Annotated in this window: 21 protein-coding genes; 11 read left to right on the top strand and 10 right to left on the bottom strand. The window is 73.9% G+C overall.

The features are described from left to right. Positions 1 to 18: 18 nt before the first annotated feature. From ACIBTX_RS17360 to ACIBTX_RS17340, 5 genes are all read right to left on the bottom strand, one after another. Positions 19 to 2,418 carry a hypothetical protein gene (locus ACIBTX_RS17360; protein WP_396832718.1) on the bottom strand — a complete coding sequence of 800 codons (2,400 nt, stop codon included), beginning with the start codon at positions 2,416 to 2,418 and terminating at the stop codon, positions 19 to 21. Beyond that, positions 2,415 to 4,181, bottom strand: coding sequence for an ABC transporter permease subunit (locus ACIBTX_RS17355; RefSeq protein WP_357121674.1), 1,767 nt, complete (start codon positions 4,179 to 4,181; stop codon positions 2,415 to 2,417). Before ACIBTX_RS17355 ends, ACIBTX_RS17360 begins: the two co-directional genes overlap by 4 nt. Continuing rightward, the gene (locus tag ACIBTX_RS17350) at positions 4,178 to 5,452 is read right to left on the bottom strand and encodes an extracellular solute-binding protein (RefSeq protein ID WP_357121677.1); all 1,275 of its coding nucleotides are present in this window, start codon (positions 5,450 to 5,452) and stop codon (positions 4,178 to 4,180) included. Before ACIBTX_RS17350 ends, ACIBTX_RS17355 begins: the two co-directional genes overlap by 4 nt. Beyond that, positions 5,449 to 6,081, bottom strand: a complete 633-nt coding sequence (locus ACIBTX_RS17345) for an ATP-binding cassette domain-containing protein (protein WP_357121680.1) — start codon at positions 6,079 to 6,081, stop codon at positions 5,449 to 5,451. Before ACIBTX_RS17345 ends, ACIBTX_RS17350 begins: the two co-directional genes overlap by 4 nt. 90 nt (positions 6,082 to 6,171) lie before the next feature. After that, positions 6,172 to 7,149 (bottom strand): WYL domain-containing protein, encoded by a 978-nt coding sequence (locus ACIBTX_RS17340; protein WP_357121683.1) that lies wholly within the window; start codon positions 7,147 to 7,149, stop codon positions 6,172 to 6,174. A gap of 44 nt (positions 7,150 to 7,193) precedes the next feature. Between ACIBTX_RS17340 and ACIBTX_RS17335 the strand changes: the two genes are divergently transcribed. From ACIBTX_RS17335 to ACIBTX_RS17315, 5 genes are read left to right on the top strand one after another with little or no spacing between them, the layout of a single operon-like run. Then, a complete protein-coding gene (locus tag ACIBTX_RS17335) occupies positions 7,194 to 7,673 on the top strand; it encodes a hypothetical protein (RefSeq protein ID WP_357121686.1) in 480 nt (159 codons plus the stop codon). Then, a complete protein-coding gene (locus ACIBTX_RS17330) occupies positions 7,673 to 8,134 on the top strand; it encodes a hypothetical protein (RefSeq protein WP_357121689.1) in 462 nt (153 codons plus the stop codon). The genes ACIBTX_RS17335 and ACIBTX_RS17330 overlap by 1 nt, the downstream gene beginning before the upstream one ends. Positions 8,135 to 8,144: 10 nt before the next feature. After that, positions 8,145 to 8,672 carry a PH domain-containing protein gene (locus ACIBTX_RS17325; RefSeq protein ID WP_357121692.1) on the top strand — a complete coding sequence of 176 codons (528 nt, stop codon included), beginning with the start codon at positions 8,145 to 8,147 and terminating at the stop codon, positions 8,670 to 8,672. Between the two features lie 58 nt (positions 8,673 to 8,730). Continuing rightward, entirely contained in the window at positions 8,731 to 10,221 is a 1,491-nt protein-coding gene (locus ACIBTX_RS17320) for an NAD(P)/FAD-dependent oxidoreductase (protein WP_357121695.1), read from the top strand. Next, positions 10,208 to 11,080 carry an SDR family NAD(P)-dependent oxidoreductase gene (locus ACIBTX_RS17315; RefSeq protein WP_396832717.1) on the top strand — a complete coding sequence of 291 codons (873 nt, stop codon included), beginning with the start codon at positions 10,208 to 10,210 and terminating at the stop codon, positions 11,078 to 11,080. The genes ACIBTX_RS17320 and ACIBTX_RS17315 overlap by 14 nt, the downstream gene beginning before the upstream one ends. On the opposite strand, the gene ACIBTX_RS17310 is transcribed toward ACIBTX_RS17315, so the two are convergent. The 3 genes from ACIBTX_RS17310 to ACIBTX_RS17300 all read right to left on the bottom strand — a co-directional run bounded on the left by ACIBTX_RS17310 (position 11,081) and on the right by ACIBTX_RS17300 (position 14,291). Then, positions 11,081 to 12,550: a cryptochrome/photolyase family protein gene (locus ACIBTX_RS17310; RefSeq protein ID WP_363660727.1), complete on the bottom strand. Its 1,470-nt coding sequence runs from the start codon at positions 12,548 to 12,550 to the stop codon at positions 11,081 to 11,083. It lies immediately after the preceding gene. Positions 12,551 to 12,625: 75 nt separating this feature from the next. Continuing rightward, on the bottom strand, positions 12,626 to 13,801 hold the full coding sequence (locus tag ACIBTX_RS17305) for a low temperature requirement protein A (RefSeq protein ID WP_357392705.1): 1,176 nt from the start codon (positions 13,799 to 13,801) through the stop codon (positions 12,626 to 12,628). A 70-nt stretch (positions 13,802 to 13,871) separates the two neighbouring features. Further along, entirely contained in the window at positions 13,872 to 14,291 is a 420-nt protein-coding gene (locus ACIBTX_RS17300; RefSeq protein WP_363660728.1) for a hypothetical protein, read from the bottom strand. A gap of 182 nt (positions 14,292 to 14,473) precedes the next feature. On the opposite strand from ACIBTX_RS17300, the gene ACIBTX_RS17295 reads away from it, so the two are divergent. Both ACIBTX_RS17295 and ACIBTX_RS17290 read left to right on the top strand, forming a co-directional pair. Then, positions 14,474 to 15,559 (top strand): S-(hydroxymethyl)mycothiol dehydrogenase, encoded by a 1,086-nt coding sequence (locus ACIBTX_RS17295; protein ID WP_357121710.1) that lies wholly within the window; start codon positions 14,474 to 14,476, stop codon positions 15,557 to 15,559. Beyond that, positions 15,559 to 16,170 (top strand): MBL fold metallo-hydrolase, encoded by a 612-nt coding sequence (locus ACIBTX_RS17290; RefSeq protein ID WP_357172219.1) that lies wholly within the window; start codon positions 15,559 to 15,561, stop codon positions 16,168 to 16,170. The genes ACIBTX_RS17295 and ACIBTX_RS17290 overlap by 1 nt, the downstream gene beginning before the upstream one ends. A 39-nt stretch (positions 16,171 to 16,209) precedes the next feature. On the opposite strand, the gene tsaA is transcribed toward ACIBTX_RS17290, so the two are convergent. Beyond that, on the bottom strand, positions 16,210 to 16,623 hold the full coding sequence (tsaA, locus tag ACIBTX_RS17285) for a tRNA (N6-threonylcarbamoyladenosine(37)-N6)-methyltransferase TrmO (RefSeq protein ID WP_357121716.1): 414 nt from the start codon (positions 16,621 to 16,623) through the stop codon (positions 16,210 to 16,212). A gap of 54 nt (positions 16,624 to 16,677) precedes the next feature. On the opposite strand from tsaA, the gene ACIBTX_RS17280 reads away from it, so the two are divergent. The 3 genes from ACIBTX_RS17280 to ACIBTX_RS17270 all read left to right on the top strand — a co-directional run bounded on the left by ACIBTX_RS17280 (position 16,678) and on the right by ACIBTX_RS17270 (position 19,176). Continuing rightward, positions 16,678 to 17,121: a VOC family protein gene (locus ACIBTX_RS17280; protein ID WP_357392706.1), complete on the top strand. Its 444-nt coding sequence runs from the start codon at positions 16,678 to 16,680 to the stop codon at positions 17,119 to 17,121. Then, positions 17,118 to 18,230 carry a DUF3626 domain-containing protein gene (locus ACIBTX_RS17275; RefSeq protein WP_363660729.1) on the top strand — a complete coding sequence of 371 codons (1,113 nt, stop codon included), beginning with the start codon at positions 17,118 to 17,120 and terminating at the stop codon, positions 18,228 to 18,230. The genes ACIBTX_RS17280 and ACIBTX_RS17275 overlap by 4 nt, the downstream gene beginning before the upstream one ends. A gap of 232 nt (positions 18,231 to 18,462) precedes the next feature. Beyond that, positions 18,463 to 19,176 carry a hypothetical protein gene (locus ACIBTX_RS17270; RefSeq protein ID WP_357121725.1) on the top strand — a complete coding sequence of 238 codons (714 nt, stop codon included), beginning with the start codon at positions 18,463 to 18,465 and terminating at the stop codon, positions 19,174 to 19,176. A gap of 59 nt (positions 19,177 to 19,235) precedes the next feature. On the opposite strand, the gene ACIBTX_RS17265 is transcribed toward ACIBTX_RS17270, so the two are convergent. After that, positions 19,236 to 20,618 (bottom strand): hypothetical protein, encoded by a 1,383-nt coding sequence (locus ACIBTX_RS17265; protein WP_396832716.1) that lies wholly within the window; start codon positions 20,616 to 20,618, stop codon positions 19,236 to 19,238. A 216-nt stretch (positions 20,619 to 20,834) separates the two neighbouring features. Between ACIBTX_RS17265 and ACIBTX_RS17260 the strand changes: the two genes are divergently transcribed. Further along, positions 20,835 to 21,146 carry a MazG-like family protein gene (locus tag ACIBTX_RS17260; protein ID WP_357121731.1) on the top strand — a complete coding sequence of 104 codons (312 nt, stop codon included), beginning with the start codon at positions 20,835 to 20,837 and terminating at the stop codon, positions 21,144 to 21,146. Positions 21,147 to 21,627: the final 481 nt, after the last annotated feature.

The raw sequence follows: 21,627 nt of genomic DNA, 5'->3' as shown, positions 1-21,627 counted from the left end.
CCGGGGGGGACACACCGCTCAGGGGGTGGCCGGTGGCGCTTCGACGTCGGGTACCAGGCGTTCGTCGGCGGCGGCCAGCGCCCGGTCGTCGCCGACCTCCTCGGCCACCGTCGCCGCGTCCGCCCACCGCCGCCGCGCGTCGGCCCGGTCGCCCAGCGCCGCGGCGGCGTCGCCCAGGTAGAGCAGGGTACGCGCCAGCCCCGCCGTGGGCCGGACGTCCTCGCGCAGCCGTCGGCTCTCGGCCAGCAGCTCGTACGCCGCCCGCGCCTGCCCCGGCGCGCTGGTCAGCAGCGTCGCGCCCGCGTTGAGCAGCGCCGCGGCGCGGCTGGTCGGGTCGTTGACCGACTCGTACTCGCGCAGCGCGGCCCGCCAGGCCTGCGCCGCGTCCAGGTGCTCGCCGAGGCTGGCGTGCACCAGCACCAGGTTGGTCAGCGCGGCGGCGTAACCGCGCGCGTCACCCACCGACCGGAACGTGTTCGCCGCCCGCACCAGATGGTGGTGTGCGGCGTCCAGCTCACCCCGGGCCAGCTGCGCCGCGCCGAGGCCCAGCTGGGTGAGGGCGTGCCCGGCCCGGTCCGCGGACGAGCGGTGCCGGCGGGACAGCTCCAGGTGCTCCACCGCGTCGTCGAGTTGCCCCAGGTCGAGCAGGGCCAGGCCGAGGTTCATCCGCGCCTGGGCGGTGCCCCGCCGGCCGCGTTCGGCCACCGCGAGCGTGAGCGCCGCCGCCGCCCCCTGCGGGTCGTGCCGACGTCGGCGCAGCACGCCCAGCTCGTTGTGCGCCCAGCCGGCGATCTCCGGTCGGTCGTCGGCCGTCGGGGTGGCCAGGACCGTGCGGCACACCTGCTCCCACTCGTCGAGCCGTTCGACGTGGGCGAGCCACCCGCACAGCGCCACGGCCAACCGGAACCACCACCGGCGTACCCGTCGGGGCAGCGTCTCGGCCGCCCCGGCGGGCACCCGGACGACCGCGAGCAGCAACTCCTGGTGCAGGTCGAACCAGCCGTACGGGTCGTCGTCCAGCGGCAGCGACCACTCCCGGTCCGGCGGGGAGCCCAGCACGGTCAGGTTGGCGGCGTGCCGTTCCGCCCGCCGGGCCAGATGCCGGGTGAGCCGGGCCTGCGCGGCGACCCGGGAACGGGCCGGGTCGGCGTCGCGCAGGTGCAGGCGGGCGTTCGCGGCGAGCAGCGGACGGACCTCGTACCGGTCGCCGGGGGCGCCGACCACGAACGCGGCGGCGGCCAACTGGTCCAGCAGCCCGGTGATCCGCTCGGGGTGCCGGCGGGCCAGCGCGGCGATGGTCGGCCGGTCCACCGGGGCCGGCGCCAGCGACATCAGGCGGTAGAGCCGGCGGGCCTCGCGGGTCAATGCCCGGTAGGCGGTGTCCCGTTCGGTGACGAGCTGGGCCGCCGGCGAGACGGCGACCCGCTGGTGCGGCGGGGTGCGCACCGCCCGGCGCAGCGCGTCCAGGACGTCGACGTGCCGCCAGCCGTGCTGGGCCGTGCGGTAGCCGAGCGCGCGGACGGTGCGCGGCTGCCGGCCGCACAGGTCGACGATCTCGCGTACGGCCGGATCGGTACGCGGGTCGGCGCGGCGGACCCGGGCGGCCGGGGCGGCGCCGCCAGCGGCGGCGAACAGTTCGACCGCCTCGTCCGGGCCGGGCTCGGCGATCCAGTGCTCCACCACCCCGTTCAACCCGCTGAGCGCGGGACCGCCGGCCAGCAGCAGCCGGCAGGTGCGCGCGGTCGGCGGTAGCAGCGCGCGGACCTGCTCGGGCCGGTCGACGTTGTCCAGGACCAGCAGGATTTTGCGACCGTCGATCTTGCGGCGGATCGCGGCGGCCGCGGCCGCGAGGGCGTCCGGCCGACCGGACACCGGCGGCGCGCTGCCCAGGACCCCCGCCAACGCGGTGAGCACCTGCCGGGGAGACCGGCGTCGACCGCCCCGGCGCAGGTCGAAGTGGTACTGCCCGTCCGGGAAGTCCGCCCGGCACAGGTTCGCCGCCTCGATGGCGCAGGCCGACGTGCCCACCGCCCGCCGGCCCAGCACCGCCACGGCGTGCTCGCGCGCGAGCAGGTCCAGCACCGCCCGCACGTGCTCGTCGCGGCCGGTGAACCCCGCCGTGTACGGCAGGGTCGGCACATCCTCGACCGGCGTGCTGACCACCTCGGTGGGCTCCGGACCGGTCTTCCGCCCGGCCCGGCGCTGATGCGCGTACACCGCGAAGCCGATCGCGCCGACGAGGCCGATCACGATGCTCGCCGGGCCGAGCAGCTCGGCGGCCGGGCCGAGCGCGCTGCTCACCAGCTCGGAGAGCAGGTTGATGCCCACGTTGCCGAGCACGCCGCCGAGGAGCGAGACGACGGCGGCGAGCAGCGGCCACCTCGGCCCTCGACCGGGCGCGCCGGTGGGGCGGGTCACCGTACGCCCCCGGAGACCAGGCCGGCGACGAGTTGCCGCCGGGCGAGCACCATGAGCGCCACCGGCAGCACCGAGGCGAGCACCGAACCGGCTGCCAGGACCCCGCTGTTGGACACGAAGCCGCGGCTCTGCCCGGCCAGGAACAACCCGAGCGGAGTGGCCTCCGGGCTGCTGAACAGCAGGCCCACCGCCAGGTCGTTCCAGACCTGGACGAACTCCAGCACGGACACGGCGACCACGGCGGGCAGGTTGTGCCGGGCCAGTCGACGAAGCGTGCCCCACCACCGCCGGCCGCCGAGGCGAGCGCCGCGCACCTGGTCGGCCGGCAGGTCGGCGAACGCGTTGCGCAGCACCAGCACCGCGAACGGCACCCCCAGCGCCACGTGCACCAGCGCCAACCCGCGTGCGGTGCCGGAGGAGAGCACCAGGCCGAGCACCTCGTTGACCGGCCCGGCGATCACCTGCACCGGGACGACGGTGGCGGCCATCAGCAGCAGGCCGGTCGCCTGCGCGGCCGGCCCGGTCAGCCACGCCAGCGGGTACGCGGCCAGCAGCCCGACGACGAGAACCGTCGCGGTGACGACGGTGGCCAGCAGCAGGGTGAAGCCGAGCGCCCGCCACAGCTCGTCGCCGCCGAGCAGGGCCTCGTAGGAGCCCGCGCCGGGCGGGGCCGACCACCAGCCCTGCGCGGCGGCGTCGACCTGCCCGTGCGCGGAGGTCGCCAGCAGCACCACCAGTGGAAAGAGCCAGGCCACCGCGGCGGCGGCGGCGAGCACCCGGAACAGCCGGCGCGGCGGCCGCGTCGGCGCCGCGTCGGGCGTCGCCTCGACCCGCGGCGGCGGCCACGCCTGGCGGACGAAGAACGCCGCCACCAGCATTCCGGCGGCCACCGCCGCCAGCCAGACGACGCCGAGCGCGGCGCCCTGCCCGGTGGTGGTGCCGCCCGAGGTCTGCCAGACCCGCAGGGCGAGCACCGCCGCGTCGTCGCGGACGGACCCGGGCGTCATCACCAGGATCAGGTCGAAGGTGCGGCTCGTGCCGAGCGCCACCAGGGCGAAAACCACCGCGACGGTACGCAACAACAGCGGCCGCCACTGCGCGTCCCACAGGACGTGTCGCCGGCCGCCACCGTAGGCGCGTACCGCGTCGGCCAGGCTCGGCGGTACGCGGTCCAGCGCGGCCCGGAAGACCAGCACGGCCAGCCCCACCCACGCCCAGACGAACGCCGACATCAACGCCACCGTCACCAGGCCCGGCCCGAGCAGTTGCGGGGCGTCCTCGGTGGAGCGGCCGGTCACCCGCGCGGCGAGCAGGGTCACCAGGCCACGGGTCGGGTCGGGGTCGTACATGAGCCGGAAGGTCACGCCGGTGACGACCAGCGGCAACGCCACCGGCACCAGCAGGATCAGCCGGACCAGGCCACCCTCCTGTGAGCGGCGCGACACGACGGCGAACAGGTAGCCCAACGCCGTCACCACGGCCGGCACCAGCACCGCCCACAGCACCGTACGGCCGACCACCGCGCCGGTGTGCGGCGCGGCGAGGGCGGCCCGGAAGTGCTCCGCGCCGACCCAGCGACCGTCGGTGGTAACGCTGGCGTGCAGCGTGCGCAGCACCGGCCACAGCACCAGCGCCCCGAGCAGCAGCGCGGCCGGCAGCAGCAGGGCGGAGGTCGCACCGGCCGCCGGGTAGGCCCGGCCCCGGCGCGGCGGGCCGACGTCGTCGAGCACCGCCAGCTCGCCGAGCACCCGGGTCTCGCTCACCGGTCACCGCCCGCCTCGCGGGCCGCCGCGGCGAGCTGCCCGGTGGCGTCGTCGATCGCGCGGCGGGCCGGCACGCCGCCGGTGACGTCGGCGAAGAAGTCCTGCATGATGCGCCAGATGCCGACGCCGTCGGAGCCGGTGAACGCCCCCGGCAACTGGTCGGAGAGGTCGAAGTGCAGGGTGTCCGGGCCGCGCATCTCGCGGGCCAGTTGCCGGCGGACCGGGTCGGCGTACTCGGTCAGCGCGATGGTGGTGTTCGGCGACAGGTAGCCGCCGGCCCGCAGCCAGGGACCGAACGAGTCGGCCCGGGTCAACCACTCGACCAGCTCCAGTCCGCCCCGGTCGTGGTCGAAGGCCACCGCGACGTCGCCGCCGACGATCAGCGCGCCGCTGCCCGCCCCGGCGCTCGGGAAGCGGAAGGTGACCGGCTCCTCGGCGCCGCTGCGGAACCGGCCCACCACCTCGGCGGTGAAGTCGGCCTCGAAGACCATCACCGCCCGCCGTGAGCGGACCACCTGGATCACCGACTCCTCGTACTGGGTGAGCAGGGCACGTTTGCCGCCGCCGGGGAACGCGCCGTCGATGCTCCACAGCTCGGCGAGCCGGTCCAGGGTGTCGCGCACCGCCCGGCCCTGCCAGTCACCCTCGGACGCGGCGAGGGCGTCGTAGGCGGTGGGCGCGAGGTCGGCCAGCACGTTCTCGAACCAGTCGGTGAGGACCCAGCCGTCCGCCGCGCCGATGGCCAGGGGCGCCGGACCGCCGTCGCGGGCGAGCGCGCCGAGGCGGCGGGTCAGCGAGACCAGTGCGTCCCAGCTCGTCGGCGGCTCGGGCAGCATCGAGGGCAGATGCCACACCAGGGACTTGTGCGCGGCCTTGACCCACAGGCCGTAGCGCTGCCCCTTGGCTATCAGCAGGTCGCCGAGGCCGATCGGCACCGCGTACTCGGTCGACGGTCGCACCGGGCGCAGCCAGCCCCGCGCGGCGTACTCGGTGACCAGGCCGGGACGCGACAGGATCGCCACGTCCGGCGAGGTGCCCGCGAGGTGCCGGGCGCGCAGGAACGCGTCGATGTCGTTGCCGGCGCTGACCACCCGCACCGGAGCGGGGTACGCGGCCACGACCTCGCGGAAGCGGTCCAGCTCGCCGCCGCTCCAGACCACCGCCACCTGTATCGAGCGGGTGCCGCCGCCGCACCCGGCCGCCGTGGCCGCCGCGCCGACGGCGGCGGCGCGCAGCAGGGTACGGCGGCTGAGGCCACCGGCCGACGTCACCGGGGGGCCTCGTCGGGCTCGGTGACCAGGTGGTGCCGCGTCGGGATGTCGGCCAGGGTGGACGGATCGGCGGTGCAGACGAGCGTGGCGACCCCCGGCGTCTCCGACGGGGCGAGGCGGGGCAGCAGGTCGCCGAGGCGGCTGCCGCCGGCGGGGTCGACGGGCAGGTCGACGACGAGCACCTCGGGTAGGCAGACGGCGGCGCGGGCCAGCGCGACCCGGAACCGCTGCGCGTCGGAGAGCACGTGCGGGAGCAGGTCGAGCGTCGGCGCCAACTCCAGCCGCTCCACCACCGTCGCCGTCCAGTCGTCCGCCATCTCGTGCACCCGTTCGCGTTTGCGTTGGCCGTACTCGATGTTGCGCCGCACGGTGAGCTGCGGCAGCAGCGCGCCGCCCGCCGGCACGTAGCCGATCTGCCGGCGTGGTGGCGGCAGGGACGTGACGTCCCGCGCGCCCACCATGATCCGACCGGTGACCGGGGCGGCCAGGCCGGCCAGCACCCGGGCCACGGCCGTGCCGACCCGGGGCGGCGCGACCAGCGCGGCCGTCTCGCCGGCCGCGACGTCGAGGGTGACCGGCCCGGTGCCGGGGACGGCGACCAGCGCGCGTAGTCGTAGCGTTGCCCTCACCTCCGGTGACCGCTGGCGACCGTCCCAGGGTGGCACACGTGGCCGACAGTCGATGTCCCGCCGATCTTCCATTGTGGAAGGCGACGGCACCTACCGGGGGCCGTAGAGGGCTGCCAGGCCGGCGGCCGTGGCGGCCAGGAGTTCGCGCAGCGCGACCGGGGTCAGCACCTCCACGTCGGCGCCGAGGCGCAGCAGGTCGCCGTGGGCGTGGGTCAACGACTCGATCGGCAGCACGGCGGTCACCCAGCCCTGGGCGTCGGCGGGACCGGCACTGGCGTCCACGGCGGCCACCACCGGATCACTGCCGATCTCCCGCAGCCGCTGCCGGCCGGCGGGGGACAGGCGTACGGTGGCCTCGTCCTGGTGCAGTCGGGCGCGGAACCGCACCACGTGCTCGCGCCACCAGGCCGGCAGGTCGAAGTCGGCCGGCCGGTCGAACTCCTCGTCGAGCGAGGTCAGCGCGAGGATCTGGTTGACCCGGTAGGTCGCCGGCTCGGACCGGCCCGGTTGCGTGGCCACCACGTACCATCGGCCGCCCTTGAGCACCAGGCCGTACGGCTCCAGCACCCGGGTCACCTCCCCCCGCCAACTGCGGTACCGCACCCGCACGCGCTGCTGCCGCCAGACGGCCTCGGCGGTGCGGGCCAGCTCGGGGGAGGCGTCGCCGTCCGCGTACCAACCGGGTGTATCCAGGTGGAAGCGTTGCTGGAGCTGGGTGGCCCGGTCGCGCAACGGCGTGGGCAGCGCCTCGTTCAGCTTGAGTCGCAGCGCCGCCACCACGTCGCCGTAGCCCAACTCGTCGGCGGGGCCGGGCAGCCCGGCCAGAAAGAGCCGCTCGGCCTCCTCGGCGGTCAGGCCGGTCAGCCGGGTCCGCCAGCCGTCGACGAGCTGGTAACCGCCGGCGTGCCCGGCCTCGGCGTAGAGCGGGATGCCGGCGGCGTGCAGCGACTCCACGTCGCGGTAGATGGTGCGTGGGGAGACGGACAGCCGCTCGGCGAGCTGCGCGGCGGTCAGCCGGCCGTGCGACTGGAGCAGCAGCAGGACGGAAATGAGTCGACTGGCCCGCACTTCACTGACACTAGCTGTCAGCGAAGTGGTCCTACCGTCCCGGCATGGCATTCGACGACAAGGATCTACGAACGCTGGAGCCGATCGTGGTGGACGGTTGGCAGCTCAAGCGTTACCACATCGACCAGCCGGGGCAGCCGATCGAACCGGCGGTGGAGAAGGCCGCCTACGACGTCCTGCCAGCGCTGCTGGCCCGCGCGGTGCGCGACGGCACGCCGGCCGCCGGGTGGGTGGTGCTGCACCGGGGCGCGGACACCGGCGCCTACCTGTTGGCGTACACCTGGGTGTGGGACAACGCGTTGCAGGCGCACATCGCGGTGGCCGGTCAGCCGGTGCTGGACTGCCCGGACGACGACCCGACCCACTTCGTCGAGCTGGGTCGGCGCGAGGTCGGCTGCGTCTGGGAGTTGGCGGTGCTGGAGCACGAGCGGGCCGCCTGGGTCCGGCACCTGCTGGCCCCGGAGAGCCCCGACCTGGCCGGCTATCTGGGCGACTCGCGGGCGGAAGGGCCGGTGGGCCACTGATGGGCGACTTCGACTTCTACGTGGGCACCTGGAACGTGGTCAACCGGCGGCTCCGCGAACGGCTCACCGGCTGCGACGAGTGGGACGAGTTCCCCGGCGTGTCGGTGGCGCGCAGCTTCTTCGGCGGGGGCGGCAACTTCGACGAGATAACCTTCCCGACCAGGGGTTTCTCCGGTGCCACGATCAGGATCTTCGACCCGGCGAGCGAGCAGTGGTCGATCTACTGGATGAACAGCGGTCGCGGCGAGTTGGAGCAGCCGCCGATGGTCGGTCGTTTCGTCGACGGGGTGGGCCGCTTCTACGCCGACGACCAGCACGAGGGGCGTCCGGTCCGGTGCCGGTTCATCTGGTCCGGGATCACCGCGACGAGGGCCCGCTGGGAGCAGGCGTTCTCGGTCGACGGCGAACGCACCTGGGAGACGAACTGGATCATGGAATCGACGCGAGCGTCCATGGACTAGCCTGCGGGCCGTGCGCAGATGGCGGCGGATGGATCCGTGGGGCCTCACCCAGGCGGTCACCGGGCTCATGGTGGTGGTCGGATCGGTGGTGGGCCTGGCGATGCTGGCCGGCGTCGGGTCGGCGCTGCTGCGCGGAGACCTCGACCCGCGCGACGATGTCGGCGTGTTCACCGTGTTCCCCTTCCTCGGCTTGTGGTTGACGGGGGTCACCCGCATGTACCTGACCGGGATCTACGTCAACGACGAGGGCGTACGGCTGCGGCACATCTCGCGCACCCGGACGTTCCCATGGTCGGAGGTGACCGGGTTCGAGGCGCGTCCCGCGCTGTTCCTCGGCGGGCCCACCGTGCGCCTCGCGTGCTGGGTGCGGACGACCGGCGGCGCGTTCGAGTCGTCGGTGCAGCGGCGGTCCCGCAAGGGCGGGTGGCGCAAGAACAGCGGACCGGTCCTCGCTCCGGACGACTTCGAGGGGATGCTCGCTCGGCTCGACGCCGAGCGGGCGTCCCGCCGCTCCGGCCCGCAGGCGGTCCGGCGCTAGTTAACGGTCGTTCGGTCGCGGTGTTAGGGTCCGACCACCGCCCCGGATGGAGGAAACGATGCCCTCCGACCACGTTGACGTGCTCATCGTCGGCGCCGGCCTGTCCGGCGTCGGCGCGGCCTGCCACCTGCGCCGCGACTGCCCCGACAAGACGTACGCGGTGCTGGAGGCGCGCGACGCGGTCGGCGGCACCTGGGACCTGTTCCGCTACCCGGGCGTCCGGTCCGACTCGGACATGTTCACCCTCGGCTACGCGTTCCGGCCATGGACCGACGCGCGGTCGATCGCCGACGGCGCGAGCATCCTCGAGTACGTGCGCGAAACGGCCCGGGAGTACGACGTGCAGCGGCACATCCGCTTCTCCCACCGGGTGACGCGCGCCGAGTGGGACAGCGACGCCGCCCGCTGGACGGTGTACGCCGAGCGCACCGACACCACCGAGACCGTGGTGCTGACCTGCTCGTTCCTGTTCGCCTGCACCGGCTACTACCGGTACGACGAGGGCTACACGCCCGCCCTGCCGGGCGTCGACGCGTACGCCGGGCGGTTGGTGCACCCGCAGCACTGGCCGGACGACCTCGACCACGCCGGCAAGCGGGTGGTGGTGATCGGCAGCGGCGCGACCGCCGTGACGTTGGTGCCGGCCCTGGCGCGGCGGGCCGCCCACGTGACGATGCTGCAACGCTCACCGTCGTACCTCATCGCCCTGGCCGCACGCGACCGGCTGGCCGACGCCCTGCGGCGTCGGCTGCCGGCGGGCGTGGCGTATCCGGTGGTGCGGTGGAAGAACGTGCTGCTGTCCACGGCCACGTTCCAGCTCAGCCGGCGCGCGCCGGGGCTGGTGAGACGGCTGCTGCGGCGGGCCGCGACGCGCCTGCTGCCGGTCGGGTACGACGTCGACCGGCACTTCTCGCCCCGGTACGATCCGTGGGACCAGCGCCTCTGCGTGGTGCCCGACGGCGACCTCTTCACCGCCGTGGCGGAGGGTCGGGCGTCGGTGGTGACCGACACCATCGACACGTTCACCGCCGACGGCCTCCGATTGGCCTCGGGCGACGAGGTGAGCGCCGACATCGTGGTCACCGCGACCGGGCTCAACCTGCTCGCCCTCGGTGGCCTGACGCTGCGCGTCGACGGTGTCGACGTCGACCTGGCCGACACCGTCGCCTACAAGGGCATGATGCTCTCCGGGGTGCCGAACTTCGCGCTGACCATCGGTTACACCAACGCGTCGTGGACCCTCAAGGCCGACCTGGTCGCCGGCTACGTCTGCCGGCTGCTGCGCCACCTGGACCGGACCGGCCAACACGTCGTGACCCCGCTGCCGCCGCCCGGCGATGAGCGGGCGCCGCTGATCGACCTGCGCTCCTCGTACGTGCTGCGCGGTGTCGCGGCCCTGCCCCGGCAGGGCGCGCGGACGCCGTGGCGGCTGCACCAGAACTACGTCCGCGACGTGCTGCTGATGCGGCACGGCCGGCTCGCCGACGAGGGTGTGCGGTTCTCCCGCCGCGCCCGCCAGGGAAGGAGCACCGATCGTGCGGAGGTTTGAGTTCGCCGGCGCGACGGCAGTGGTGACCGGCGCGGCCAGCGGCATCGGCGCGGCGCTGGCGCACGGCCTGGCCCGTCGCGGCTGTGACCTGGTGCTCCTGGACCGGGACGCCGAGCGGCTGGACGGCGTCGTCGCCGCCATCGGCGTCGCGCACCCGGACCGGCGGGTGCACACCTACCGGGTGGACCTCGCCGACCCGGCGGCCACCGCGCGGGTGGCGGCCGAGATCGGCCAGCGTCATCCGCGGATCCGGCTGCTGGTCAACAACGCCGGCGTCGGCCTCGGCGGTCGGTTCGACCAGGTCACGTTCGACGAGTTCAGCTGGGTCATCGAGATCAACTTCCGGGCGGTGGCGCAGGTGACGCACGCGCTGCTGCCCGCGCTCAAGGCCGAACCGGGGGCGCACCTGGTCAACATCTCCAGCCTGTTCGGGCTGATCGCGCCGGCCGGGCAGGTCGCGTACGCGGCGAGCAAGTTCGCCGTCCGGGGCCTGACCGAGGCGCTGCGGCACGAGCTGGTCGACGACGGCATCGGCGTGACGTCGGTGCACCCGGGCGGGATCCGGACCCGGATCACCGAGAACGCCCGCGTCGGCAGCGGCGTGCCGGCCCAGGAGTACGCCGCCGGTCGGGCGCAGTTCGAGAAGCTGCTCACCATCGCCCCTGAGCGGGCCGCCGAGGTGATCCTGCGGGGCGTCGAGCGACGGCGGGGCCGGGTGCTCATCGGCTGGTCGGCGAAGGTGCCCGACCTGTTGGCCCGGATCATGCCGGCGTCGTACCACCGGGTGCTGATGGTCGGCCTGAACCGGGGCGTGGCGCGGCCCGCGCCGGTCCCGCCGCCAGTCGCCGACCCCACCTGATCAGGGCGGGCTGCCGCCGCGCTTCTCCTCCTGGGCCAGCACCGCCTCCCGGTGCTCGGGCTCGTCGCGGCGGGCCAGCTCGGCGGCGAGTCGCGGGTCGGCCACCAACCGCTCCCGGTTGCGGTGCAGGAAGCTCTCGAAACCCCCGGTGTACGGGCAGGCCAACTCGCCGAGCGCCCGCTCCGGCGCGTACCGGCAGCCGGCGCAGTAGTCGCTGATCTCGTCGATGTCGGTGCCGTCCACCGCGTACGGGCGAGTGTCCACCCTGGCCAGGTCGGCGTACTGGCTCATGCCGATCACGGTCGCGTTCATCACCCAGTCGGTGCCGTCGACGAAGCAGCGCTGGAACCAGTCCGCCACCTCGGCGGGACGCCAGCCGCGCTGCAACGCGTAGTTGCCCAGCACCAGCAGCCGGGGGCTCTGGTGCGTCCAGGCCCGGTCCCGGACGGCGGCGAGCACGTCGGCCAGACAGCGCGCCTCCACCGCGTCCGCGTCCAGGTCGGCGAACCACTGCGGCATCGGCTCGGTCGCGGCCAGCCAGTTCGCGCCCCGGAACCGCGGCTCGTGGTACCAGTACAACTGCCAGAGGAACTCCCGCCAACCGAGCAGCCCGCGGATGAACGGCTCCACCGCCGTACGGGGGGCGGCGCCGGACCGCCACGCCTGCTCGGCGGCGCGCACGGCCGGCTCGGGGTGCAGCAGCCCCAGGTTGAACGACGAGGAGAGCATCGAGTGCGCGAACAGCGGGTCGTCGGCGCTCATCACGTCGGCGTAGCGGCCGAACCCGGGCAGCCGGTACGCGAGGAAGTGCGCCAACCGGGCCTGCGCCTCGTCGTGCGTGGCCGGGTACCGCCGGGGGCCGTCCCGACCGACGAACCGGACCCCGTCGGCCGCCCACCCGTCGAGGTCGCGGCGGACCTGCGCGTCGATGTCGTCCTCGACGATGGGCGGTGGTGGCGGCGGGGTGGCGGGCACGGCGGCGGCCTCACCGCGCGGGCGGCGCGGCGTCGGGGCCGAGGCGGCGATCCGGGACGGCCCGCTGAGCACCTCGTGCCGGCGACGGGCCTGCCGGTAGTAGTCGGCCATCCGCAGCGGGCCGCGCCGGGTGCGGTCCGCCCAGGCCGCGAAGTCGGACTGGCTGGTGATGAAACCGCGCGGCGGCAGCACGGTCAGGCCGGGCACCGAACGGGCGAACGCCAGCGCGGCCCGGGAGTGCGGGTGGCACACCTCCACCGGCTCGGTGACCTGCGTCAGTGCCTCGCGGAACGTGTCGGTGCGCAGCAGCAGCGCCCGGTCGCCCAGCTCGGCGGCGCGGTGGCGCAGGGCGGAGAGGATCAGGTGCGCCTTCTGCCGGTGCATCGGGCGGCGGCGGAACAGCTCCCGGATCTCCACCAGGAGGACCGGTTGATCGGGGTCGTCGAGGAAATGTGGCCCGAGTTGGTCGGCCAGCAACCATCGGCGGCGTAACATCCCGCAATTCTGCCCATTTTCGGGCCGTCCCGCGCGCCGGCAGGCCGGATGATCGATGTCTGATCCAGATCGATGTCAGGCCGTACGGCTCGTGACGGCCCCGGCGTCACGTTCGCGCAGCACCACCGTCAGGGCCACGAGGGCGACCAGCAGCAGCGCGAGCACCGGCACCGGGGCCGGTCCGAGCGGCACGAGCAGCGCCACCGCGGCGACGATCGGATAGGCGACCACCACCGCGCCGTGCTGTTGGCGGCGGACGTGCAGCACCCAGACGGTGAGCAGGAAGACGGCCAGCGGTACGGCCACCGCGTACGCGGCGGTCGTTCCGGACACGTGCGCGAGGTGCCGCTCGTGGTCCACCACCACGGGCAGGCCGGCGCCGACGGCGGCGATCGCGGCGAAGACGAGGTAGTGGCCGTAGCCCCAGACCAGGGAGTACGGCAGCCGGTCCGGCGTCTCGACCGGGCGGTCGAAGTAGAGCCACCAGAGCGCGTACACGATGACCGCGCCGGCCGCCGCGAGCGCCCAGAGACCATGGTCGCCCGCGTCCAGCCCGGTCTGGATCGCCAGGGAGATCGCCAGCACCGCCTCGCCGAGCACGATCAGCGTGAACAGTCCATACCGCTCGCCGATGTGCCCGGGGTGCCACGGGGTCATGCCCGGCCGCTCGGCCACCGCCGGAACGAGCAGGTCGGCGAGCGCCAGCAGCAGGAACGTGCCGATGCCCCAGTCGTCCGGCAGCGCCAGCCGCAGCAGCCAGCCGAGCTGCACGATGGTCACGCCGATCGCGTACCTGCGCGCCGCGGCCCGGTGCGTCGGATCGCCGGCGGCGGCCCGGCTCCACTGCACGACGGCGGCCAGCCGCATGACCACGTACCCGTAGGTGATGACGGTGAAGTCGCCCTCGGCGAACGCGCGCGGCACCCCGGCCGCCAGGATCAACGCCCCGGTGATCTGCACCAGCGTGGTGATCCGGTAGACGTCGTCGTCGGTGTCGTACGCCGAGGCGAACCAGGTGAAGTTCATCCACGACCACCAGATCGCGAAGAACACCATCAGGTAGCTGCGCAGCGCGTGGTCGAGGTGCCCTTCGGCGACGTCGTGGTGCAGGGCGGACGCCGCCTGCGCCACGGCCACCACGAAACACAGGTCGAAGAAGAGTTCCAGTGGAGTGGCCGCGCGGTGCGGCTCGTCCCGGCGGCGGGGCCGCATGGGCCGGTAGAACGGCCGCACCGAACGACTGTGGGTCACCGCAGCTCCTCAGGCCGACCGTCGGGGTCGGGCACACGATAACGGGTGCCGGCGGCGCGGTTACGCCTGATCAGCCGCGCCGACGGCGGTGGGTCAGCCCCTCCAGCACGAGCGTCAGGCCGGCGCCGAGCAGCCACACGTCCTTGGCCAGCCCGGCGCCCTGCTGCGTCGGTCGGATGCTGCCCTGCCGGCGCATCCCCGGCGTCTTCAGGTAGAGCTGCACGAGACCCGCGCCGAACGCGGTCAGGCCGAGCCCCACCAGGGGCGTCGGCACGAACGGCGCGAGCAGCGCCGCCCCGAGAGCGATCTCCGAGTACGACAGCAGCTTGGCGAACCGGGGTGGGTCCAGTTGGCCGAGCTGCGGCATTGCCGCCTCCGCCATCCCGTGCATGGCCTGCGCGGCCTCGCCCTCCAGATTGCGCTTGCCGAGACCCGAGTCGAGGAAGTACGCGCCGATGCTGGCCCGCAGCGGCAGGTGCGCGATTTTCATGATCACTCCCGGTGGCCGTGGTCCGAATCGTGGCCCGCGTACCCCGCGTGACCCGCGATAACCCGCCCCCTGGCCGACTGGGCCGGCCGTGGTGATCGCGGTAGGTTCGCCCGGGGCCCACCGCCGAGCCCGCTTCACCGCCCGGCCCCGGGTCCCGCCACCGACCACCACCAGGAGGCGCAGTGAGCCAGGAAGTCCGGGGAGTCATCTCCCGCAGCAAGGGCGCACCGGTCGAGGTCACCACCATCGTGGTGCCCGACCCCGGCCCCGGTGAGGCGATCGTCCGGGTCCAGTCCTGCGGCGTCTGCCACACCGACCTGCACTACCGCGAGGGCGGCATCAACGACGACTACCCGTTCCTGCTCGGCCACGAGGCGGCCGGCATCGTCGAACAGGTGGGGGAGGGCGTCACCGACGTGGCCCCGGGCGACTTCGTGGTGCTCAACTGGCGGGCGGTCTGCGGCGACTGCCGGGCCTGCCGTCGCGGCCGACCCTGGTACTGCTTCAACACGCACAACGCGAAGCAGCGGATGACCCTCACCGACGGCACGGAACTCACCCCGGCGCTGGGCATCGGCGCGTTCGCCGAGAAGACGCTGGTGCACGCCGGGCAGTGCACGAAGGTGGATCCGGCGGCGCGGCCGGCCGCGGTGGGCCTGCTCGGCTGCGGTGTGATGGCCGGCCTCGGCGCGGCCCTGAACACCGGCAACGTGACCCGCGGCGACTCGGTCGCGGTGATCGGCTGCGGTGGCGTCGGGGACGCGGCGGTGGCCGGCGCGGCCCTCGCCGGCGCCACGACGATCGTGGCCGTGGACACCGACAGTCGCAAGCTGGACTGGGCGAGGAAGTTCGGCGCCACGCACACCGTGAACGCCTCCGACACCGATCCGGTCGAGGCGATCCGCGCCGCCACCGGCGGTTTCGGCGCGGACGTGGTCATCGACGCGGTGGGCCGACCGGAGACCTGGAAGCAGGCGTTCTACGCCCGGGACCTCGCCGGCACCGTCGTGCTGGTCGGCGTACCGACCCCGCAGATGCGGATCGAGCTGCCACTGCTGGACGTCTTCGGGCGCGGCGGCGCGCTCAAGTCCAGCTGGTACGGCGACTGCCTGCCCAGCCGGGACTTCCCGATGCTCACCGAGCTGTACCGGCAGGGCCGCCTCGACCTGGACGCCTTCGTCACCGAGGAGATCGCCCTCGACCAGGTCGAGAACGCGTTCGAGCGGATGCACCACGGCGACGTGCTGCGTTCGGTGGTGGTGTTCTGATGACCGTCCGGGTCGACCACGCGGTCACCGCCGGCACGTTCTCGCTCGACGGGCAGACCTTCGAGGTGGACAACAACGTGTGGGTGATCGGCGACGACGACGAGTGCGTCGTCCTCGACGCGCCGCACGACGTGGCCGCGATCCTCGCGCTGGTGGGCGAGCGCCGGGTGCGGGCCATCCTCGCCACCCACGCGCACGACGACCACGTACGGGTCGCCCCCGAACTGGCCGAGGCCACCGGCGCGCCGATCCTGCTGCACGCCGACGACCGGGTGCTCTGGGACCTGGTCCACCCCCACCTGCCGCCGCACGGCGAACTGCACGACGGGCAGATCGTCAAGGTGGCCGGCACCGCCCTGGAGGTGCTGCACACCCCGGGGCACAGTCCCGGCGCGTGCAGCTTCCACGCCCCGGGCCTGGGCGCGGTGTTCACCGGCGACACCCTGTTCCAGGGCGGACCGGGCGCGACCGGGCGGTCGTACAGCGACTTCGACACCATCGTCGAGTCGATCCGTACCCGGCTGTTGACCCTGCCACCGGACACGGTCGTGCACACCGGCCACGGCGACGACACCACCATCGGCGCGGAGGCCCCGCACCTGCCGGAGTGACTGGCCCGGGGGCACTGACCCGAGCGGCCGGCGGACGCCTCAGCGTTCGTCGGCCGCGCCCAGCACCGGTTTCACGTCCAGCACCGGGGTGCCGTCGAGGGCTTCCAGGTCGGCGACCTCGACGCGCAGCCCGTCCACCGCCAGCACCCGGACCCGGTGCAGCCCGATCGGGTTGGGCCGGTGTGGGGAGCGGGTGCTGAACACGCCGGTCACCGGGCGGGTCTCGTCACCACGCGGACGCACCGCCAGGACGTCGCGCCGGGCCCGGTCCAACCAGGTCAGCACCAGCAGCTCCGCGCCGACGTCCAGGTCGCGCAGGGCGGGCTCGACCTGCGGCTCGAACACCAGCCAGGCCGGTGGCGAGCCCTCGTCGCCCTGCCGCGGCGCGGTCGCCGCGTCGGTCAGCGGCGAGGCGACCCGGCCGACCGGACGCAGCAGGTACGCGTCGACCATCGTTGCTCCCTTCGGGACAGTGCCCCGCCAGCCTAGGGCGTTACGATCCGCCGCATGGTCGCCGAGCAGCCCGTACCCGTCGTCCGTCAGCTGCGCCTCGTCGTGGAGGCGGCCGACCACGAGGCCGCCGTGGCGTTCTTCCGGGACGCGCTCGGCCTGCCCATGGAGGCCGAGTTCACCAGCGACGGGGACGCGCGGGTGGTGATCCTGGACGCCGGCCGGGCCACGTTGGAGATCGCCAACCCAGCGCAGAAGCGCCTGATCGACGAGGTCGAGGTGGGCCGTCAGGTCGCCCCGCGCCTCCGGGTGGCCTTCGAGGTGGACGACGCCGCCGCGACCACGGCCCGGCTGGTCGCCGCCGGTGCGAGGGAGGTCGCGCCGCCGACGCTGACGCCGTGGCGCTCGCTCAACGCGCGCCTCGACGCCCCCGCCGACCTGCACATCACCGTCTTCCAGGAGCTGGACACGGAGCCGGACACGGAGCCGGACACGCCGTGACGGCGACGTCCGAGCGGGACGCGCCGCACGCCGGGGCCCTGACGCCGGCGCAGGCGTCCGCCCTCGCGTACGTGCGGTCGTCGGCGGTGACCGAGCGTCCTGCGGCGCTCGCCACGATCGCCCGCCACCTCGCCGCCGCCGCTGTCGACGAGCCGGCTCAGCGGTTGCTCGCCGCCGTCGAGCGCGGCCGGATCACCGTCAACTTCCACCCGGATCGGTTGTGCGCCGACGGGCGTGCCGTCGCGACCGCGCTGGCCGAGGACGGGGTGTACCGCAGTCAGTTCGTCACGGGGATCTCCGCCGGTGGCCTCACCGCGTACCCCGGTGGCGACCGGGACCGTTGGGAGCGGCGGATGTTCGGCGGCGCGTACCAACAGACCGGGGTGACCCCGGCGGACCGCCCGATCTACGGTGGGTTGAACCTGCTCGACCACGCCGACGGCGCCTGCCCCCGCTTCGGCTCCTGCCATCTGCGGCTGCGTCCGGCGGTGCTGGCGCGGGCGACCTTCTGCCTCGGCGACAGCTACCTCGGCCCCGGTGTGGTGGGGACGGCGGACGCCTTCGAGGCGGTCCTCGCCGGGCTCCTGGCCGAGGTGGCCCGTACCGGCGTGTGCCTCGGCCGCGCCGAGACGGACGTCGCCGCCCTGGCGCGGACGCTGCTCGACGGCCCGCGCACGCCGGGAACCGTCGGTCGGGCGCTCGACGACTACGTGGAGGCCCAGGTCCACGGCGCTCTCGACCTCGCGTCCGACGTCGAGGAGCTGGTTGCGGACCCGTCCTTCGTCGGCACCGCCACCGGCGAGCAGTTGGAATCTCTCGCGCGTCGGTACGGTTTCCCGCTGCGCTGGCACCCCGGCTTCGTGCTGCCCGTCGGCGAGGTCGACGCCGAGTTCCGGGGTCCCGCCATCCCGGTGCTCGCGGCCCGCCTGCACCGGGAGTTCGGCCAACCGGACGCGCCGGTGGACGCGGCGCTGATCGGCCGGGGCGCCGTGTCGCTGGTGACCGAGCCCCAGCGGTGGGCCGACCGGGGTCCGGTGGCCGACACCCTTGCGCACCTCAAACAGCTCTGGCACGTGCTCGTCCGGTTCGGCGTGGCCCATCCGGGCTGACCCGTCTGCGTCGATAGTCCGAATCCGCCCACCCGTCACCCGGGTCCGGCCGGCCATCCGAATTCCCCGGTGTGACCGGGTCCCAGCTCGGGGGTGACTCCGGCATTTCCGGAATGACCGACTCGTCAACCCGGTTGTGTCCCCCGTACCGCCGGAGCCCAAACCCCTTTCCCGCGGTCCCTCCCGAGGGGCGTTCACCCCGGAGCGCTCCGCACGATCGAAAGGAACCATCGTGAAGCCCGACTTCACTCGATGGCTCCCCGCCATCGCCAAGGACTCGTACCGCAAGACCGCGCTCGGCGTGGTGGGTGTGGCCGCCCTCGGTGGTCTGGCGCTCGCGCCGACCGCGACCGCCGCCCCGGTCACCTCCGGGCCGCACCAGGGCGCCGTCGCCGCCATCGACCTCGCCACCGGCAAGGCCGCCACCGGCGCTGCGCACCAGGAGCAGCCCGTCGAATCCGGCCTGACCACCGGCTCCGCCACCGGCAAGCCGCCGACCGGCAAGCCGAGCCGCGACGAGCTGATCCCGCACGGCATCGAAGGCGCGCAGTCGCGCATCCCGCTCGACAAGGCGCAGCTCGACAACGCCCGGTCGATCGTCGACGCGGCCAAGAAGACCGGCGTCGGCGACCGTGGCGCGGTGATCGGCGTCGCCACCTCGTTGCAGGAGTCGAAGCTCTACAACCTCGGCCACCTCGGCGCGTCCAACGACCACGACTCGCAGGGCCTGTTCCAGCAGCGTCCGTCGTCCGGTTGGGGTTCGCCCGAGCAGATCACCGACCCGGAGTACGCCGCCACGGCGTTCTTCGACGCGCTCAAGAACGTGGGCGGTTGGCAGGACCTGCCGCTAACCACCGCCGCGCAGACCGTGCAGGTCTCCGCGTTCCCGTACGCGTACGCGCAGTGGGAGGAGCAGGCGGCGGACCTCGTCCAGCAGCTCTGGTGACCGCATCCTGAACACACCGGCCGGCTCCCGTCACGGGGGCCGGCCGGTCTCGTCTTTCGTCAGCAGGGGGCGTAGAGGCGGCGGGTGCCATCCCCGGCGGCGTACACCGCCCGGTCGCTGAACCGGCAGCCGTAGTCGGGTCGGGCCACCACCGCCGGATCGGTCACGGTGTCGCCGGCCGGGCGCTTGCCGGTGCGTACCCAGGACACCAGGTCGTCCCAGGCGGCCCCGGCCTCGGCCGGGCTGAACTCGCAGTGCTGCGCGGCCCGGATGGCCCGCTGCACCACCAGCCGGCTACGACCGTGCCGTGCCACGTCGGTGGCGTACGCCTGCTCCATGCTGAACGGTACGAACAGGTCACCGAGGTCGTGCAGGCTGACCACCGGCGCGCTGGGACGGCCGGCGATGCGCGGCACCTCCGTCAGCGTCGGCAGCAGCCGCTGCCGGACGTTCTCCGGCGCGACCCGCCGCACGGTCGAGTTCAGGTCGACCGGACTGTTCGGGCGGTAGCGGGTGAGCAGGTTCGTGGCGAGTTGTCCGGGCCGCTGGGCGGGGGAGTCGCCGCCCTCGGTCACCATGATCGAGAAGAGGAAGTCCTTCCACACCGCGAACGCGGCGTCAGCGCCGGGACGCGGCCCGCCCGAACGGTCCACCGTCACGGCCCGCAACTGCTTGCCCCGCTCGGTGGTCGTGTCCGGGCCGGTCGGCGTGAGCCCCGCGAGGCCCAGCGTCGCCTGGATGCGCGGCACCGCGTTGTTCAGGTAGTCGGTCGGCGTGGGGTAGGCCGGCACTCCGGCGAGCGCCTGCGCGACCAGGTTGTAGTCCAGGTAGAAGTCGAGCAGCCTCTGGTCGCCGAGCACCCCGCACATGGGCAGGGCGCCGTCGTAGTAGCCGGGATACTGCTCCAGCGAGCGACCGATGACGTACCCGCCCATGGACACCCCGGCGAGATACGTGCGGTGCGGCCGACGCACCGTCCGGGCGAAGTGGTCCGCGAGATCCTTCGTGCCCAGCACCCCGGAGCGGATGTCGAAGCCGTTGCGGTCGTACGACGACGACGCCCACGCGTACCCCTGGGACAGCAACCGTTGGCGCAGCTCGAAGCCCGGCGGCTCCGGCGAGAGAACCGTGCCCTGACCCCGGTAGCCGTGCGCCCACAGCACCAGGTCGCCGTTCCACCGGGAGGGAACCTCGATGATGTACGCGGCGTGCCGGTGCACGCCCTGACGTACCGTCGTCGGTTTACCCGCCACCGTCAGCGGCGTCAGCGGCGGGTTCTGGAAGGTGTAGCCGGGCAGCGGCTGGTCGCCGTCGGAGCCGCGGTCCGCTGCGACGCCTGCTGCGGCGGCGGTGGGTGCGGGGCCGATCAGCCCGACGGCCAGGGTCAGTGTCGCGGTGGCGGCGACCAGGCGGCGCAGGGTGCGAACGGGTACGGACAGCATCGATGCTCCCCATCGGACGGATGTCGCCTGCGGGGGCGACCAGGCGGGACGGTTGCCTACCGGCCGGTAGCGTCCTGAACCTAGGACCGCCTTCGACCGGAGTCAATGGCTACGCTGACCGACCGGTCAGGCCCCGAGGGAGCCCGGTGGCGCTGGGCCTCGACGGCGTGGGTGCCGATCGTCGGCCGGTCCGGTCCGATGCGGTTGACTGTCGTCGTGGACGACTCGATCTGGGCGGCGGCCCGGGCTGCGCGGGGCTGGCTGGACACCGCGAACGGCACCGGGGAGACGGAACTGACCTGCCGAATCCTCAAGCTGACCGAGGAGGCGGGCGAGGCGTCCGCCGCCTGGATCGGCCTGCTCGGGCAGAATCCGCGCAAGGGTGTCACCCACACGCGCGAGGACGTGGCAGCCGAACTGGCCGACGTGGTGTTCACCGCGTTGGTGGCGATCGAGAGCCTGGGACTCGACGCGCGAACCGTTCTGGACTCGTGTGCGAACAAGGTCCGATCTCGCCTGGGCGAGTGAGGCAGCCCGCCGCCGGCCCCCCGGCGGTCGTGCGGTGTCGTGATCGACACGAGTTCGCCGATATGGGGGCATCGACCGGTCCGGGATGCCCCGAGTTCGGCGATCCGGAGTCGATCACCCAGGCCGACCACCGCGCGGGCGGTATGTCCGGTTGTGGGGCCGCTGTGGTGACCGGCTGCACCCGTGGGCCGGAATCGTGGCGGGCCGGGGGTCGTTACACCCTCCGACGATCGCAGGACCACGGCCGAGCCCCCCGCCCCAGGGGAGCCAAGCCCCCGGGAATGGCCCCGGACCGCAGGTCGTTACACACCCTCCCGGCACGACGAGCCCCGCTCACGCGGATCGTCAGCCCTCCGGGAATGGCCCCGCCCCCCGGGTCGTTACACCCGGACCGGCCGCCACGAGCCCCCCGCTCGCAGGCCGCCCCCCAGACTTTGAGCGCCCGGACGAGGTGCTGACACCCCCGTCACCGATCCCCCGC

Origin of the sequence: Micromonospora sp. NPDC049359, from assembly GCF_044466585.1 — a bacterium.
Taxonomy (GTDB): domain Bacteria; phylum Actinomycetota; class Actinomycetes; order Mycobacteriales; family Micromonosporaceae; genus Micromonospora.
Note: the sequence above shows the minus strand (reverse complement) of the source record. Positions and strands in the feature narration are given on the sequence as shown.